This window comes from Neisseria sp., assembly GCF_030530745.1.
GTDB lineage: Bacteria > Pseudomonadota > Gammaproteobacteria > Burkholderiales > Neisseriaceae > Neisseria.
This window is the reverse complement of record NZ_JAUMUI010000038.1, coordinates 1-16,081: the sequence shown is the minus strand read 5'-3', so window position 1 is coordinate 16,081 and position 16,081 is coordinate 1. Positions and strand designations below refer to the sequence as shown.

13 protein-coding genes and 3 tRNA genes are annotated in these 16,081 nt (G+C 52.9%); 11 read left to right on the top strand and 5 right to left on the bottom strand.

Going from position 1 to position 16,081, the window contains the following annotated elements:
- Positions 1 to 226: 226 nt before the first annotated feature.
- The 5 genes from topA to Q3970_RS10020 all read right to left on the bottom strand — a co-directional run bounded on the left by topA (position 227) and on the right by Q3970_RS10020 (position 6,538).
- Positions 227 to 2,551, bottom strand: a complete 2,325-nt coding sequence (gene topA / locus Q3970_RS10040; protein WP_303100436.1) for a type I DNA topoisomerase — start codon at positions 2,549 to 2,551, stop codon at positions 227 to 229.
- Between the two features lie 210 nt (positions 2,552 to 2,761).
- Positions 2,762 to 3,034, bottom strand: a complete 273-nt coding sequence (locus Q3970_RS10035) for a hypothetical protein (RefSeq protein WP_303100435.1) — start codon at positions 3,032 to 3,034, stop codon at positions 2,762 to 2,764.
- Between the two features lie 365 nt (positions 3,035 to 3,399).
- Positions 3,400 to 3,855: a DUF494 domain-containing protein gene (locus Q3970_RS10030; RefSeq protein ID WP_303100434.1), complete on the bottom strand. Its 456-nt coding sequence runs from the start codon at positions 3,853 to 3,855 to the stop codon at positions 3,400 to 3,402.
- A gap of 19 nt (positions 3,856 to 3,874) precedes the next feature.
- On the bottom strand, positions 3,875 to 5,020 hold the full coding sequence (dprA, locus tag Q3970_RS10025; RefSeq protein ID WP_303100433.1) for a DNA-processing protein DprA: 1,146 nt from the start codon (positions 5,018 to 5,020) through the stop codon (positions 3,875 to 3,877).
- A 234-nt stretch (positions 5,021 to 5,254) separates the two neighbouring features.
- Complete coding sequence (locus Q3970_RS10020) at positions 5,255 to 6,538, bottom strand: LysM peptidoglycan-binding domain-containing protein (protein ID WP_303100432.1); 1,284 nt, start codon at positions 6,536 to 6,538, stop codon at positions 5,255 to 5,257.
- 159 nt (positions 6,539 to 6,697) lie between these two features.
- On the opposite strand from Q3970_RS10020, the gene def reads away from it, so the two are divergent.
- The 11 genes from def (at position 6,698) to Q3970_RS09965 (ending at position 15,976) form a co-directional block, all read left to right on the top strand.
- On the top strand, positions 6,698 to 7,201 hold the full coding sequence (def, locus tag Q3970_RS10015) for a peptide deformylase (RefSeq protein ID WP_303100431.1): 504 nt from the start codon (positions 6,698 to 6,700) through the stop codon (positions 7,199 to 7,201).
- Positions 7,202 to 7,226: 25 nt separating this feature from the next.
- Positions 7,227 to 8,150, top strand: a complete 924-nt coding sequence (fmt, locus tag Q3970_RS10010; RefSeq protein ID WP_303100430.1) for a methionyl-tRNA formyltransferase — start codon at positions 7,227 to 7,229, stop codon at positions 8,148 to 8,150.
- Positions 8,147 to 9,406 carry a 16S rRNA (cytosine(967)-C(5))-methyltransferase RsmB gene (gene rsmB, locus Q3970_RS10005; RefSeq protein ID WP_303100429.1) on the top strand — a complete coding sequence of 420 codons (1,260 nt, stop codon included), beginning with the start codon at positions 8,147 to 8,149 and terminating at the stop codon, positions 9,404 to 9,406. The genes fmt and rsmB overlap by 4 nt, the downstream gene beginning before the upstream one ends.
- A complete protein-coding gene (locus tag Q3970_RS10000; protein WP_303100428.1) occupies positions 9,372 to 9,965 on the top strand; it encodes a DUF4390 domain-containing protein in 594 nt (197 codons plus the stop codon). Before rsmB ends, Q3970_RS10000 begins: the two co-directional genes overlap by 35 nt.
- A gap of 3 nt (positions 9,966 to 9,968) precedes the next feature.
- Positions 9,969 to 12,095: a PAS domain-containing sensor histidine kinase gene (locus Q3970_RS09995; protein WP_303100427.1), complete on the top strand. Its 2,127-nt coding sequence runs from the start codon at positions 9,969 to 9,971 to the stop codon at positions 12,093 to 12,095.
- Positions 12,088 to 13,368, top strand: a complete 1,281-nt coding sequence (locus Q3970_RS09990; protein WP_303100426.1) for a sigma-54 dependent transcriptional regulator — start codon at positions 12,088 to 12,090, stop codon at positions 13,366 to 13,368. The genes Q3970_RS09995 and Q3970_RS09990 overlap by 8 nt, the downstream gene beginning before the upstream one ends.
- A gap of 280 nt (positions 13,369 to 13,648) precedes the next feature.
- On the top strand, positions 13,649 to 15,055 hold the full coding sequence (locus Q3970_RS09985) for an OmpP1/FadL family transporter (protein ID WP_303100425.1): 1,407 nt from the start codon (positions 13,649 to 13,651) through the stop codon (positions 15,053 to 15,055).
- Positions 15,056 to 15,343: 288 nt separating this feature from the next.
- Positions 15,344 to 15,595 carry a YfhL family 4Fe-4S dicluster ferredoxin gene (locus Q3970_RS09980; RefSeq protein ID WP_303100424.1) on the top strand — a complete coding sequence of 84 codons (252 nt, stop codon included), beginning with the start codon at positions 15,344 to 15,346 and terminating at the stop codon, positions 15,593 to 15,595.
- A gap of 102 nt (positions 15,596 to 15,697) precedes the next feature.
- A tRNA-Tyr gene (locus Q3970_RS09975) sits at positions 15,698 to 15,781 on the top strand.
- Between the two features lie 37 nt (positions 15,782 to 15,818).
- A tRNA-Gly gene (locus Q3970_RS09970) sits at positions 15,819 to 15,892 on the top strand.
- 9 nt (positions 15,893 to 15,901) lie between these two features.
- A tRNA-Thr gene (locus tag Q3970_RS09965) sits at positions 15,902 to 15,976 on the top strand.
- Positions 15,977 to 16,081: the final 105 nt, after the last annotated feature.

Here is a 16,081-nt window from a genome sequence, read left to right as displayed (position 1 = left end):
TTGATTGTTCGGGTAACCGTTTGGATGGGGTTTTAGGTATTTTGCAAAGGTCTCATACTGCCTGCGGCGTGCAGCCTTGTATCGAAGTAATTCGTTATAGCAACCAAACAGGTTATCTGCCTCTGCATCTTGGGATTTTTCGGTTTAAGGGATGCTTGGGTTGGTAACAAGCCAAAATCCCTTAAACCGAAAATTTTTGATTTTCAGACGGCCTTTTGATGCAGGATTATTCTTCAGCCGCACTTCCTTTCGGTGCGGGCGGCTCGATTTGCTCTTTCCAGCCGCATTCTTTCTGCGGGCAGACTTTTTCTACGCCCCAGCGTTTGGTGGTTTTGACGGTTAACACCGGCCATTGGCATTTTGGGCAGGTTTCGGCCACGGGCGGGTTCCAGGTGGCATAGTTGCAGTCGGGGTAGGTGCTGCAACTGTAAAACAGTTTGCCGTAGCGCGATTTGCGCTCCACCAGATGCCCTTTTTTGCATTGCGGGCATTCGACGCCGGTGTCTTTGGGTTTTTCCAGCGGTTCGATGTGTTTGCATTTGGGGTAGTTGGCACAACCGATAAACTTGCTGCCGGTGCGGCTGTATTTGTAAACCAGCTGCCCGCCGCATTTGGGGCATTGGCGGCCTTTGAGTTCGGCCTGTTCGGCGGCTTCCTGCGCGGTGCGTTCGGCGGCTTCTTCGGCGGTTTCGTTAACGTTGCGGGTGTAGCTGCATTCTGGGTAGCCGGCGCAGGCAACGAAGCGGCCGTTGCGGCCGAACTTGATTTGCAGTTTGTGGCTGCCGCATTTGGGGCAGGTTTCGTCAAGCTCTTGGGTGGTGAATTTGGCGCGTTCGATGCCTTCTTTTTCTTCCACCTGTTTGCTGAAGCCTTTCCAGAATTTGTCCATCACCGGCACCCACTCGCGTTTGCCGTTGGCGATTTCGTCGAGCTGGTCTTCGAGCTTGGCGGTGAAGTGGTAGTCGACGTATTGGGCGAAGTGTTCGGTGAGGAATTTGTTGACGATTTCGCCGGTGTCGGTGGGCATGAAGCGTTTTTGCTCAAGGGTAACGTATTCGCGGTCTTTGAGCGTGGAAATGATGCTGGCGTAGGTGGAAGGGCGGCCGATGCCGTATTCTTCGAGCGCTTTAACCAAGGTGGCTTCGTTGAAGCGGGGAGGCGGTGTGGTGAAGTGTTGTTCGCCGTAAATGTTGTCGACGGGCAGGGCTTCGCCTTCGGCCATTTCGGGCAGCTTTTTGTTTTCTTCGCCTTCGTCTTCGTCGTCGGTGCTTTCTTCATACACGCACAGGAAGCCGGCGAAGGTTTGCACTTGGCCGGTTACGCGGAAAATGCCGTCGCCCACGGCGATATCGACGGTGGTTTGGTCGAATTTGGCGGGCGCCATCTGGCAGGCGACGGTGCGCTGCCAGATCATTTGGTAGAGTTTGAACTGGTCGGCGGAGAGAAACGGCTTCACGCTCTCGGGTGTGCGGTATACCGAGGTAGGGCGGATGGCTTCGTGCGCTTCTTGGGCGTTTTTGGATTTGGTTTTGTATTGTTTGGCCGCAGAAGGCAGATAGTCTTTGCCGATTTTGTTTTCGATGTAGTGGCGGATTTCGGTGAGCGCTTCGTCCGACAGGGTAACGCTGTCGGTACGCATATAGGTAATCAGGCCGATGGCGCCTTGGCCGACATCAATGCCCTCGTAGAGCTGTTGGGCGGTGCGCATGGTGCGGTCGGTGGTCATGCCGAGTTTGCGTACGGCGTCTTGCTGCATGGTGGAGGTGGTGAACGGGGCGGCGGGGTTGCGGCTGCGTTTTTTCTTTTCGATGGCGGCAACGTGCGCGTCTTTGCCCTGCAAGGCGGCCAGCACCTCGGCCTGTGCGGTTTCAGACGGCAGGGAGAATTGCTCGAGTTTTTCGCCTTTGTATTGCACCAGTTTGGCGGTGAATTTGCTGCGGCCTTTGTGGCTGTCGAGGTGCAGCGTCCAGTATTCCTGCGCTTCAAAGGCGCGGATTTCGTTTTCGCGCTCGCAAATCAGGCGCAGGGCAGGGCTTTGCACACGGCCGGCCGAAAGGCCGCGGCGGATTTTTTTCCACAACAGCGGAGAGAGGTTGAAGCCGACCAGGTAATCGAGCGCACGGCGCGCCTGCTGGGCATCGACCAGGGTGGTTTCGATACCTCGGGGGTGGGCGATGGCTTCGAGCACGGCATTTTTGGTGATTTCGTGAAACACCACGCGTTGCGGATTGATGTTTTTCAAGCCGCGTTTGGTTTTGAGGATTTCCTGCAAATGCCATGAAATGGCTTCGCCTTCCCTATCCGGGTCGGTGGCCAGATAGAGGTTCTCGGCTTCTTTGGCGGCGGCGACGATGGCATCGACGTGTTTGGCATTGCGGGCAACCAGCTCGTATTTCATGGCGAAGCGGTTGTCGGGGTCGACCGCGCCGTTTTTCGGCACCAAATCGCGCACATGGCCGTAGGAGGCGAGAATTTCAAACTCGCTGCCGAGGTATTTTTTCAGCGTTTTGGCTTTGGAGGGTGATTCCACAATCAATAGGTTTTTTGCCATAGTCGGTTTTTCCTGAATGTTGCCGGATACGGTGTACGGGTTTTATGCTTTCAGACGGCCTGCACGGATACAGAGCCGTCTGAATGTCCGGATCAAGGTGTTTTGCGGCCGCCCTTAAGCAGCAACGGCAAGGCCTGTTTGCAGGCTGTTCGTCCTTTTTGAAGCCCGCCTATTATTATTTATATGATGCACCCTGAAAGCTTGTCAAAACTATTTTTCAGTTTCGGTCGGCTTTCTGCGTATCCCGAACCCGTTTCTGAACAGGTAAACGGCGGCCAGACCCCATAAAAAGTGGGCAGACAGCATACCGTAAAGCATGGCCGGGCTGCCTGCATTTTCCGTTGCAATCTGTGGGTGCTCGGGCAGGAAAAACAGGGTGATGCGGGCAAGCCAGCTGCCGATATGGGTGGAAATGGCAAACAGGGTCAGCATCGCCGAAATGGTCGATGCGCAGATGATATAGGTCGGTAAAACGCGTAACATGTTGATCCTTTATATTTAAAATTTTAAAAATATAAAGCCGGCCTGTTTTAACGGCTCTTGAATGTCAGGTTTTCCGGGTAATGGTGTTTGATATTTTGCAAGAATCCGGAAACCGCAGGGGGGCGGATGCGGATTTCTGATACTGTGTTTTGTTATATGCTGCTATTTCCTCCTTGGCCGTCTGAAACCTGCAGCAGTAGGTTTCAGACGGCTTTTTTGCGGAGTTTTTTATGACGGTGTTGCGCAGTTCGGCACGGCGGCCTGCCGTCTTGAAGTGTGCGGCATTATGCTGCGCAGGTTTTCCCACGATGTGTTTTGCTGCGGTATCAATACAATATGCCGCTTGTGTGTCTGGATAAGTTAATTCAGTGCATAACTGCTTTGCCGTGCAGCGCCATCATCAACTCTTCACCGATAAGTGCGGGCAGTTCGGCTTTGTGTGCCCACAAAACCAGCAGGGTCAGCACTTTGGCCATATCGACGGTAATGTCTTCGGCCGGCAGGTGCGCCAAGGCATGCACCACAAATTCGCGCTGTTCGCCGTTGATGGCTTCGGCGCGGTCTAAGAAGTAGAGCAGGTTGATCACGTCATGCGGCAGCGCGTCCAACTCTTCGTGGTGGTAAACGCGCATGGCGCTGCTGCTGTAACGGGTTTCGGCAACTTCGGGGCTGTTGGCCAGCACTTCGAGCAACATCAGAGCTTGGTTGATTTCCAAATCGCTGAAACCGATGTCTTCCAGAATCTGCCCCAGATCCGATGGAGCGGGGCAGGCGTCTAAGTCGTAAAAGTGTTTGATTAAAAAGGCGATAACATCAGCCATGATGGTTCCTTGTTTTTTGTTATTTAACCCGCTGGTAGCGGCCGCCCGGCAAGGCGGCAACCCGGTTTTCCAGCTCGAGCTCAAGCAATTGTGCATAGATTTCGGCTGCGGGCAGGTTGAGGGCCTGCGCCAGGCTGTCGGGGTGTGTCGGGCTGTAGCCTAAAGCCGTTAGGAGCGGGTGCTCGGCGGGCTGTTCGGCAGACACGGCCGCTACTGCGTTTTCCTCGTGTTGTGTGTGGTTCCGAACTGTCTGCGGGGCAGGGCGTTCGGGCGGTGTGTACTGCAATAACTGCGGGCATTCCTGAACGATATCGTCCAAGCATTCCACCAGTTTGGCGCCTTCTTTTATCAGCTTGTGGCAGCCTTTGCTGTGCGGGTTGTCGATAGAACCGGGAACGGCCATCACTTCGCGCCCCATTTCTGCGGCCAATTTGGCGGTAATCAGCGACCCGGATTCGGGCGCGGCTTCTACCACCAAAACGGTTTGCGACAGGGCGGCAATCAGGCGGTTGCGGCGCGGAAAATTGCCGGCCAGCGGTCGGGTGCCCAGCGGAAACTCGCTAATCACCAAACCTTGTTCGGCAATCTGATAGGCCAACGCTTTATTCGTTTGCGGATAAATGCGGTCTATCCCCGTTCCCCAAACGGCGACGGTGCCGCCGTTTGCCTGCAAGGCGCCCTGATGCGCTGCGGTGTCGATGCCGGAAGCCATGCCCGAAACCACGGTTATCCCCTTTTCGCTCAGGGCTTGGCCGAAATCGCGGGCAATCCGCACCGCCTGCGGTGTGGCGTGGCGGCTGCCGACGATGGCGACGGCAGGGCGGTGCAGCAACTCGCTGCGGCCGCGTAAAAACAGCAATGGCGGCGGGGTGATGCCTTCTGCCAGCATCTGCGGGAAGTCGTTGTCGCTCAGCAGCATCAGCCGGCAGTGTTCCTGTTCCTCCCATGCCAAGGCCGCTTCCGCAGCGGCCGTTGCCTGCGCGTTATCCCCTTCCCACGCGGCCACGGCCTGTTTGTGGTAAACCAGTTTCCGCACGGTTTCGGCAGGTGCTGCCAAAGCAGCCTGGGCGGAGCCGTAATGCCGTATCAGTGCAAGAAAACTTTCTGCACCCACATAAGGGGTGAGTGCAAGCTGTATCCAGGCGTATCGTTCTGAATCGTCCATGGTTTAAACCCGTTGTGTTTGCATTCGGAATTAATAATGCCTGTGATATTTTTTTATGTTTCAATTTTATCTTTTTTGTAACGTTTTGTTAATCGTTTTGAAGATTTATTTACATATAGTGTTGTAGAAGCGGGAATGTGTGGTTAAGGCGGCAACAAAAAAGCACGCTTTGCTGCGTGCTTTTTCAGACGGCCTTATATATTGCGCCTTTGTTGAATCCTGCCGGTTGCTTTATCAGGGGTTGATATTGCTTTTTACGTTGTATCCGTTATATTCGGTATCGTGCGGATCTTGCGGTACATTCGGTATATGCGGAGTGTCGTCTGCCATATTGTCCAAATCTTGACCGGGCTCCGACGCTGTATCACCGATATTGATACTGGTCAGGCTTTCGAGAATAATGGCTGAAGCCAGGTTCTCGCTGGTTCGGTAAACCATGGCCAGTCCGGCTTCTTCGGCGGGAACCGATACGTATTTCACTACGCTGCGGCGGCCTTTTTTACCGCCGTCTTCCAGATCCACTTTCATTTGACGGCTGCGTTTATACAGGCTCAATACTGTTCCTTTGTCCAATCCGTCGGCCTCGCCTTTGTTCAGCGTGATGGTTTGGAACTGACCCGCTTCGCTCACACCGTCGAAAATCGAAACCACTTTGGCATTGATATGGCGGCTGGGCGCATGCGGCATCATGCGGAAACTGTCGCCTTCGTCGGTCATTTTCAGCAGGAAATCACCTTTGCGAATCTCCGATACCGCCTCTTCGACCATCATGGGCTGAGCGGTTTGCGTAGGCACTTTTACCAGCGGATGCAGGCGGGTGTAGTATTCGTTGCCGGGAAGTTGTGCGGCATCTTTTTCACTGCGGGCATCCAGTGCGCTGTTGGTATACGGCAGCGTGCTTACAATGCCGCTGAACACTACTTCCTGGCCGAGGTATTTTTTGGTGTCGGGATCGGTGATGTCTTTAACCGCGCGGTAAACCAGATAGCGGCCGGGTTCGGTGATGCCGTAGGCGTACACACGGTCGCCTTTGCTATAAAGCACACGGTTGTCGGGGCCGTCGATCAGGCGCGGTGCGTCTTGGGTCTGCATCTGAGGAATAACCTGCGGATGCTGCATAAACATGCGGTAGAAGTTGACGTTGACGGTTTGGATGCCGTAACCCGATGATACTTCGCGTACCCGGGGTGCGAGTTTGACCACGGGAATATTGCCTTCACGGTAAGACGATGCCTTGTCGAAACCCAAACGGGGTTTGCCGTTGACGTAGCGCAATACCAACACTTGGCCGGGGTAAATCATATGGGGGTTGCGCAGTGTGCTGCGGTTGGTGCCCCACAGGCGGTTCCACTGCCACGGACTGTAAAGATATTTGCCTGAAATGCTCCATAAAGTGTCGCCTTGTTTGACGACATACCGCTGGGGTGCATCCGGGCGGATTTTCAACCCGGCTGCCGCCGCTTGGCCCGAAATTGCCAAACCTGCGGTGAAAAGCAGGGTTATAATGTGTTTTTTCATGACTGGTTCCCCTTGAAATCAGAATGGATTTATCTGTAATTGGCTGTTAATAATCGGGCGCTGCCGCCCTTTCTGTAAAATTCAGAGTGATATTTTACCACCTAATATTGCCGTTATCATAGTATTAAACACACATATTTTTACATTAGAGATAAAATCATGGCATTACTTAACATTCTTCAATACCCTGACGAGCGCCTGCATACCATTGCTAAGCCTGTAGTGGAAATCGACGGGCGCATCAAAACGCTGGTGGCCGATATGTTCGAAACCATGTATGAAGCGCGCGGCATCGGCTTGGCAGCCACTCAGGTTGATGTGCATGAGCGGGTGGTGGTGATGGATTTAACCGAAGATAAAAGCGAACCGCGTGTGTTTATCAATCCCGTTATCACGCATAAAGACGGTGAAACCACTTATGAAGAAGGCTGTCTTTCCGTGCCGGGCATTTACGATACCGTAACCCGTGCCGAGCGTGTAACCGTTGAAGCGCTCAACGAAAACGGCGAAAAATTCACCCTCGAAGCCGACGGCTTGCTGGCCATCTGCATACAGCACGAACTAGACCACCTGATGGGGAAAGTGTTTGTGGAGCACTTGTCGCAGCTGAAGCAGAACCGCATCAAAACCAAGCTGAAAAAGCGTCAGAAACACAATCTATAACCTTTCAGACGGCCTACCTATCAATATGAAAGTCATTTTTGCAGGCACCCCCGATTTTGCCGCTTCCGCCCTGAAAGCCATTGCTGCGGCGGGTTTTGAGATTCCTCTGGTGTTAACCCGGCCCGACCGCCCCAAAGGGCGCGGTATGCAGTTGCAGGCAAGTCCGGTTAAGCAGGCTGCAGCAGCATTGGGCCTTACCGTTGCCCAGCCGCAGAGCCTGCGCAATGAAGAAGCGCAGGAACTGTTGCGCAAACAACACGCCGATGTGATGGTGGTGGCCGCCTACGGCCTGATTTTGCCGCAGGCAGTGCTTGATATTCCGCAACACGGCTGCTTGAACATCCATGCCTCGCTACTGCCGCGCTGGCGCGGTGCGGCGCCGATACAGCGTGCGATTGAAGCAGGGGATGCCGAAACCGGTGTGTGCATCATGCAGATGGACGCAGGTTTGGATACCGGCAATGTGGTCAGCGAGCACCGCTACACCATCAAAACGGCAGACACCGCCCAAAACGTGCACGACGCTTTGGCCGAAATCGGTGCCAAGGCAATTGTTGCTGATTTACAACGTTTGCAGCAGGAAGGCCGTCTGAAAAGCATACCCCAGCCTGAAAACGGTGTAACGTATGCACAGAAATTGAGCAAAAAAGAGGCTGAAATTGTTTGGAGCGAACCGGCCGCAGCAGTGGAGCGCAAAATCCGCGCTTTTAATCCCGTGCCCGGCGCGTGGACTGAATATCAGGGCCAACCCCTGAAAATCTGGCGGGCCGAAATAGTGGCGCAGGGCGGAGAAGCGGGCGAAGTGCTGCATTGCGGTTCAGACGGCCTGATTGTGGCCTGCGGCGCCCAAGCTTTAAAAATTACCGAATTGCAGCCCGCCGGCAGCAAGCGTATGAATATCGCTGCTTTTGCTGCCGGCAACCGCATAACGGCAGGCGAGAAGCTGTGAGCATGGCCTTGGCGCAGAAACTCGCTGCCCAAAGCATAATGGCGGTGGCGGCAGGGAAGAACCTGCAAGACGTGTTGGCAGCCATCCGTGCCGGGTGTCCCGATTTGAGCCCGCAGGAAAGCGGCGCTTTGCAAGATATCGCCTATGGTTGTCAGCGCTATAACGGCAGTCTGAAATTCATGCTCGGCAAAATGATCGCCAAGCCGATTACCAACCCGCAGCTCGAAAGCCTGCTGCTGGCGGCGCTCTACCAGCTGCACTACACCCGCAACGCACCCCATGCCGTGGTAAACGAAGCGGTGGAAGAAATCGCTAAAATCGGCAAAGGGCAATACCGTTCTTTCGCCAATGCCATCCTGCGCCGTTTTTTGCGCGAGCGCGACAAACTGGCGGCAGCCTGCAAACACAACGATGTTGCGAAATGCAATCTGCCCGAGTGGTGGATACGGTATCTGCAAAACCACTATCCCAAGCATTGGCACAATATGGCCGCCACTTGGCAGCTGCACCCGCCGATGGTTTTGCGCGTCAACCGCCGCCGCAGTAATGCCGAAGATTATGTGGTCGCGCTGGCGCAGGCGGGTATGGCGGGAAAAGTGTTGGACGATTACGCCGTAATGCTTGAAGAAGCCGTGCCGGTTGCCCGTTTGCCCGGTTTTTCAGACGGCCTTGTATCGGTGCAGGATTTCGGTGCACAACAGGCGGCCTATATTTTGAACCCGCAGAACGGCGAACGTATTTTGGATGCCTGCGCCGCGCCCGGCGGCAAAACCGGCCACATATTGGAACTGGCTGATTGCGAAGTTACCGCCTTAGATATAGATGCAGGCCGTCTGAAAAGAGTGGCGGATAATCTGAACAGGCTGGGTTTTCAGACGGCCTCTTTAAAATGCGCCGACGCGCAGGATTTAAACGCATGGTATGACGGCAGGCCTTTTGATGCCGTATTGGCCGACGTTCCCTGCACCGCCTCCGGCGTGGTGCGGCGCAACCCCGACATCAAATGGCTGCGCCGCCCCGGCGATGCCGCCAAAACCGCGCGCCAGCAGGAAAAACTGCTCGACGCACTGTGGCAGACCCTGACGAAAAACGGCAGGATGCTTTTGGCCACCTGTTCGGTTTTCGTTGAAGAAAACGAACAGCAGCTGCGAAAATTCCTTAAACGCCATGCCGATGCCGAATGTGTGCAATCGCGAGTGCTTTTACCCAACAAACAACAAGATGGCTTTTATTACGCGCTTATTCAAAAACAGTAAACTACTGTTGCTGCCCGTTCTGCTGGCCGTGTCTTTTCAGACGGCCGCAGAAGGCATCAGCGCGACCCGTATGCAGGCCGCACTTACCGCGTCCGGGCAGATGCTGGTGAGCAGCCGCTTCAAAACCGACTTGCCCGACCAGCTCAAGCAGGCGCTCAACCAAGGCGTACCACTCACGTTTACCCTCAACTACCAGCTTTCCGCCCCTACGATAGCAGCCTACCGCTTCAAGCTCGGCCAGCTGGTGGGCAGCGACAACTCGATTCAATACAAACTCTCCTACCATCCGCTGACTAACCGCTACCGCGTTGCCGTCGGCACGTTTTCTACCGAATACAACAGCTTGGAAACCGCCCTGCGCGGCGTAGGCGCGGTGGCCAACTGGCGGGTGTTGGGCAGTGGGGCGCTCAGCGGCGTGAAAGCAACAGAAACCAAAGCTGAAATCCGCTTGGCGCTGAGCACGTCGCAACTGCCCAAACCATTTCAAATCAACGCACTCACGTCGAAAAGCTGGCAGCTTGATTCCGGTTGGCAGCCGCTTAATATCTCGCAGGAATAAACTATGCGGTATTTTCTGTTTATTGCCGGCGTGCTTGCATTCGTTTCACTCTATAGCCTCACGCTGGCCACGGATAACGACAGTATTTTAGGCGACTATTTCTGGCCGATTATCGCTGCCAGCAGCGTGCTGGTGGCCGTGTTGCTGGCCGTGCTGGTGCGCTATGTCCGCCTGCTGATGCGCGATGTGCGGCGCGGTGTGTTCGGATCTCAAATTGCCCGCCGTCTGGCTGGCATGTTTACATTGGTGGCTGTGTTGCCGGGTTTGTTTTTGTTCGGCGTGTCGGCCCAGTTTATTTCCAACAGCATCAACTCATGGTTCGGCAACGATACCCATGACGCACTCGAGCGGGGTTTGAACTTAAGCAAATCGGCGCTGAACCTGGCTTTGGACAACAGTGTGCGCAATGCCACTCCGTTGCAGATAGATTTAATCAGTGCCGAGTCGTTAGGGCGCAACCTGAACCGTGCATTGGAGGGGGCTCCCGATACGCAGCAGTTCAGCCAGCTTGCAGTTTACAACCTGCATACGCAGACGGTTGATGTAGTGCGCAATCCCGGAAAACTGCCGACGCCGGTTTTGGACAATATTACCCGCGATTTGCTGGAAACATCGGGTTCGGCGCGCAGCATTGAAAATTTCGGCGGCGTGCTGTATGCGCAGGGCTGGTTGGCGGTGAATGCAGGTAACGGCGGCAGTAATGCGCTGTTTTTTCGCCAGGCCATTCCCGAAAACGTGGCGCAGGACGCCACTTTGATTGAAGCGGCGCGTGCCAAATATGCCGAGCTGACTTATGCCAAACAAGGTCTGCAAACGTTTTTTCTGGTAACTTTGCTGGTGGCCACCTTGCTGGCGATTATGTTGGCTTTGGTAATGGCGCTGTATTTTGCCCGCCGTTTTGTCGAACCGGTATTGTCGCTGGCGGAAGGTGCACGCGCTGTGGCGCAGGGGGATTTTTCGCAGAAGCGCCCCATTTTCCGCAATGATGAGTTCGGCAGGCTCACACACCTGTTCAACCACATGACGGAACAGCTGAGCATTGCCCAAGAGGCGAGCGAGCGCAACCGCTTACAGCAGGAAGCCGCCCGCCATTATCTTGAGTGTGTATTGGCCAGTCTGACCACGGGTGTGGTAACTATAGAAGATACAGGCCGTCTGAAAGCCTATAACGAAAGTGCGGAACATATACTCGGTGTTTCATTGAAAGATTTGGCGGGCACCAATTGGCATGATTGGGCGAAGCAGTCGCCTCAGCATGCCGTTCTGGCAGAAACGTTTGCTTCCATCGTGGAAACCGCCCCGGTCGATAAAGCCGTACAGCTCGGTTATGCCGCGCCCGACGAAGCACGGATTCTGCTGGCGAAAGCCACTATTCTGCCCGACGACAACGATAACGGCATCGTGATGGTGTTTGACGACATCACCATGCTGGTGCGGGCGCAGAAAGAAGCGGCCTGGGGAGAGGTGGCCAAGCGCCTGGCGCACGAAATCCGCAACCCGCTCACTCCTATCCAACTTTCCGCCGAAAGATTGGCATGGAAATTGCATGATAAGCTCGGCGAACAAGACGCCCAGATTCTCACACGGTCCACCGACACGATTATCAAGCAGGTGGCGGCTTTGAAAGAAATGGTGGAAGCCTTCCGCAATTACGCGCGCGCGCCCTCGCTCAAGCTCGAACGGCTTGATTTGAACCAGATTATTGAAGAAGTTTTATTTTTATATGAAGGCAGTAAGTGTACATTCACGACCGATTTAAGTAATATAGCCCTTTTCATTGCCGCTGACACCACCGCCATGCGGCAGGTGCTGCACAATATTTTCAAAAACGCGGCTGAAGCGGCCGAAGAAGAAAGCATGCCGGCCGTCCGCGTTTGCACGCAGCCGGCGGAAGACAACAAACATGTGGTGCTCACCGTAACCAACAACGGCAAAAGCTTCAGCAAAGAAATGCTGCATCACGCGTTTGAACCTTATGTAACCGACAAACCCACCGGCACCGGCCTGGGTTTGCCCGTAGTGAAAAAAATCATCGAAGAACACGGCGGCCGCATCAACCTGAACAACCCGGCGGAAGGTGGCGCGTGTGTCAGAATAGTTTTACCCAGATTGGTAGAAGTTTATGCGTAGTAGTGATATTTTGATTGTGGACGACGAAATCGGTATCCGTGATCTGCTCTCGGAAATCCTTCAAGACGAAGGTTATACCGTTACGTTGGCCGAGAATGCAGAAGAAGCACGCCAGCTCCGCCACCAAACCCGCCCGGCGATGGTGCTGCTCGACATCTGGATGCCCGATTGCGACGGCATTACCCTTTTGAAAGAATGGGCGAAAAATGGCCAGCTTACCATGCCCGTTGTAATGATGAGCGGCCACGCAAGCATCGACACTGCTGTTGAGGCGACCAGAATCGGCGCGCTGGATTTTCTCGAAAAACCCATCGCGCTGCAGAAGCTGCTGAGTACGGTCGACCGTGCCTTGAAATACGGCGAAATGCAGGCAGCATCCGGGCTGTCTCTCGACAAACTCGGCAACAGCCCGTCGGTTCAAGAGCTCAATCAGGCCTTGGAACCGGCAATCAAGCAAAACAAACCTGTGCTGCTAACCGGAGAAAGGGGATCTCCGTTCGGACTGGTGGCCCGTTATTTTCAGAAAAACGGCAGCCCGTGGGTAGAGCCTGGGAAAACAGAGCATATCGTCGATATACCGATGGAGCTGTTGCAAAAAGCAGCAGGCGGTATATTGTATTTGGGTGATATTTCCGAATACAGCAAAAGCCTGCAGCAGGGCATTGCATTTTTGCTGAGCAAGGCTGAACGCAGTAATGTACGCATTATCTGCGCCTCCAGCCGGCAAAACGGAGCGGCTGAAAATCAGGTTATCGACAGTAAGCTGCAAGAAGCCCTGTCTGCCTGTGTGATTAAGATTCCGCCGTTGCGCAGCCAGCCTGACGATATGGCGTTTTTGGTCGAACAGATTTTAAGTGAGTTGGCCGAAACGCAAAAAATCACACCGGTCAGATTCAGCACTGCCGCGTTGGATATTCTGCGCCAGTACGATTGGCCCGGAAATTTCGAGCAATTGCGCGGCGTGGTAAAAAGCCTTGCGCTGGGTGCAGAAGGCGGGGAAGTGGACGAGCAGGCAGTAGGTGCCGTACTCGGAAAAATGAACCGGGCACCGGTTTCCGAGATGGTGGGCGGTTTCAATTTTAATATGCCGTTGCGTGAATTGCGCGAAGAGTTGGAGCGCCGTTATTTTGAATACCATATCGTGCAGGAAAGCCACAATATGAGCCGGGTGGCACAGAAAGTCGGTTTGGAGCGTACCCACCTTTACCGTAAATTGAAACAGTTGGGTATCAATTTTTCGCGTCGGAGAGGCGATAAAGGTGCCGACGAATAAGCATAATAATGTGGTTTAACCGAACAGGCCGTCTGAAATCTTCAGACGGCCTTTAAGTTTGTTTTGATGTAGCGGTAGGCAGAAAACAACAAAAATACCGACCAGTTGGCTGCTCTTGTGAAAAAGATCGATAAAATGAAAATAAATGTTATAGAATTGAGCTTCTATACTAATTTTTAATATGAAAACTGTTTCAGTCTTTGTAAAACGGTTACTGAAACTCTTATGGTATATGACTATGTTTTATAAAATTTTTATATTAATTTTTTGATTTGCCGCCATGAAACACATTCAACATTATCTTCCCGTGATTGTCGGCGCGGTATTTACTGTACAGGCAAACGCTTCCGGCTATCATTTCGGCACCCAGTCCGTCTCGGCGCAAAACACCGCCAACGCTGCTGCCGCAGAAGCTGCCGATGCGTCAACTCTGTTTTACAACCCTGCCGGCTTGATTAAGCTGGAAAGTTCCGAAATTTCAGCTTCCTTAAACCTAGTTTCTCCTAATGTGAAATACAGTGAGGGCCAAGCCGTGTATAACGGTGGTGCCGATGTAAACAACAGCAGCGGCAGCGGTAAAATCGCTAAAGGTTTGGTGTTTGCCCCACATATCTATGGCGCCTACAAAGTGAACGACGATGTGGCCGTCGGATTGGGTGTTTATGTGCCGTTCGGCTCTAAAACCGAATATGCCCACGATTCTGCCCTGCGCTACAATCTGAATAAAACCGAATTGACTACCGTGGCAGTAGAGCCTGCCGTGGCGTTCAAATTAAACGAAAAACACTCGGTTGCAGCAGGTCCTGTTGCCCAATACAGTTCGGCCGGCTTGCGGAAATATGCCGATTGGGCGGCATCGGTACGGCAAACTGCTCTTAATCCTGACCCTGCCGGTGCCGGCAGCATGGACGGTTATGCCGAAGTTAAAGGCAAAGACTGGGGTTTCGGTTATCACTTGGCATGGATGTGGGATATTAACGAGCGTACCCGCATAGGAGTAAACTACCGTTCGCGTATCAAGCATAATCTGGAAGGATCGGCAGATTGGACGGCGCAGGGGACTGTAGCGCAACGTCTGTATGCCGCCCGTATCGGCCAAACATTGGAAAACGGCGGTACCGGTTATGTACCGCATGAAAAAGCCAGTCTGAAAATCACTACACCTGAATCGTTGTCGGTGCACGGTATGTACCGGGTGGGCGAACAGTGGGATTTGTTTGGCGATGTAGCATGGACGCGCCATTCTCGCTTCAATCGTGCCGAACTGCAGTTTGAAAACGCCAAGCGCACTGTCAGTGGCAGTCCATCCAATCAAACCGTTATCGAACCTAATTGGCGCGATACTTATAAAGTATCACTCGGAGCGGCATATCAAGCCAGTAAACCGCTGCAATTGCGTTTTGGTATGGCTTATGATCAGTCGCCTGTGCGCGGTGCCAATGAGCGCCTTGTTACCATGCCCGATAATAACCGTATCTGGTATTCGTTGGGAGCAAAATACGACATCAGAAAAAAACATACGCTGAATGCAGCATACAGTTATGTGTATATTCAAAAAGGCGATGCCGTTATACAAGGCAGGCCGTCTGGTGCACAAGTAACCACTGTTGACAGCAATATTTCATCATCTGCAAGCTATAAAAGCCATGCCCATATCGTGGGTTTGCAATACAACTACCGATTTTAAGGCCTTGAATTTACAATACAAGTGCAAAAGAAGGACTCATAAAAGTGGCAGCTTATCGGTCGATGCCGGCGGAGCATGGTGTGGTTTAGGGTATACGTCGCGCAAAAGCAACCATAGGGTCAATCACTGATGGGGCGTTTCTTTGGAAATTGAAGGTGGAAAGTTACCTTCGTTGGGCAAATATAAGGGTTTCTGGCTCTTTGGTTTCAGCAGAAGGTAATGGTTTTAAAGCAGTTTATGCTATAATCAGTATCCGGTTTTGAACGCAATATTTTAAAGGAAATAAAAATGTCGCTCTTTATTACGGATGAGTGCATTAACTGTGATGTCTGCGAGCCGGAGTGTCCCAATGACGCCATCTCGCAGGGTGAAGAAATTTATGAAATCAACCCGAATCTCTGTACGCAATGCGTCGGCCACTACGATGAACCGCAGTGCCAGCAAGTGTGTCCGGTAGATTGCATTCTAATTGATGAAGAAAACCCCGAAAGTCCAGAGGAACTGAGGGTGAAATATGAACGGATTATTGCAGAAAAATGAATTTATTTATATAAATTATCGTGTTAAAGTTGATTAATAAAAAAATATAAAAATCGTCTTGACGGGATTTTGAGAAGTCTTTAATATTACATTTCTCTTTTTGGAGGGATTCCCGAGCGGTCAAAGGGGGCAGACTGTAAATCTGTTGCGCAAGCTTCGAAGGTTCGAATCCTTCTCCCTCCACCAAAATCCAATCGAATTTGGAGCAGAGAAAATTTAGTAAGCGGGTGTAGCTCAATGGTAGAGCAGAAGCCTTCCAAGCTTACGGTGAGGGTTCGATTCCCTTCACCCGCTCCAAAAAAATCAGCCCATGTAGCTCAGGGGTAGAGCACTCCCTTGGTAAGGGAGAGGTCGGCAGTTCAATTCTGCCCATGGGCACCAAATCATTTATTTACCCAGAACTTTTAAAGCTTTAGGAATAGGAAAATTGCCATGGCTAAAGAGAAATTCGAGCGGAGCAAACCGCACGTAAACGTTGGCACCATC

What these genes read in the sequence shown, in the direction of transcription:
- topA (WP_303100436.1), bottom strand. Translation starts at nt 2,551, where the DNA reads ATGGCAAAAAACCTATTGATTGTGGAATCACCCTCCAAAGCCAAAACG.
- Q3970_RS10035 (WP_303100435.1), bottom strand. Translation starts at nt 3,034, where the DNA reads ATGTTACGCGTTTTACCGACCTATATCATCTGCGCATCGACCATTTCG.
- Q3970_RS10030 (WP_303100434.1), bottom strand. Translation starts at nt 3,855, where the DNA reads ATGGCTGATGTTATCGCCTTTTTAATCAAACACTTTTACGACTTAGAC.
- dprA (WP_303100433.1), bottom strand. Translation starts at nt 5,020, where the DNA reads ATGGACGATTCAGAACGATACGCCTGGATACAGCTTGCACTCACCCCT.
- Q3970_RS10020 (WP_303100432.1), bottom strand. Translation starts at nt 6,538, where the DNA reads ATGAAAAAACACATTATAACCCTGCTTTTCACCGCAGGTTTGGCAATT.
- def (WP_303100431.1), top strand. Translation starts at nt 6,698, where the DNA reads ATGGCATTACTTAACATTCTTCAATACCCTGACGAGCGCCTGCATACC.
- fmt (WP_303100430.1), top strand. Translation starts at nt 7,227, where the DNA reads ATGAAAGTCATTTTTGCAGGCACCCCCGATTTTGCCGCTTCCGCCCTG.
- Q3970_RS10000 (WP_303100428.1), top strand. Translation starts at nt 9,372, where the DNA reads ATGGCTTTTATTACGCGCTTATTCAAAAACAGTAAACTACTGTTGCTG.
- Q3970_RS09995 (WP_303100427.1), top strand. Translation starts at nt 9,969, where the DNA reads ATGCGGTATTTTCTGTTTATTGCCGGCGTGCTTGCATTCGTTTCACTC.
- Q3970_RS09990 (WP_303100426.1), top strand. Translation starts at nt 12,088, where the DNA reads ATGCGTAGTAGTGATATTTTGATTGTGGACGACGAAATCGGTATCCGT.
- Q3970_RS09985 (WP_303100425.1), top strand. Translation starts at nt 13,649, where the DNA reads ATGAAACACATTCAACATTATCTTCCCGTGATTGTCGGCGCGGTATTT.
- Q3970_RS09980 (WP_303100424.1), top strand. Translation starts at nt 15,344, where the DNA reads ATGTCGCTCTTTATTACGGATGAGTGCATTAACTGTGATGTCTGCGAG.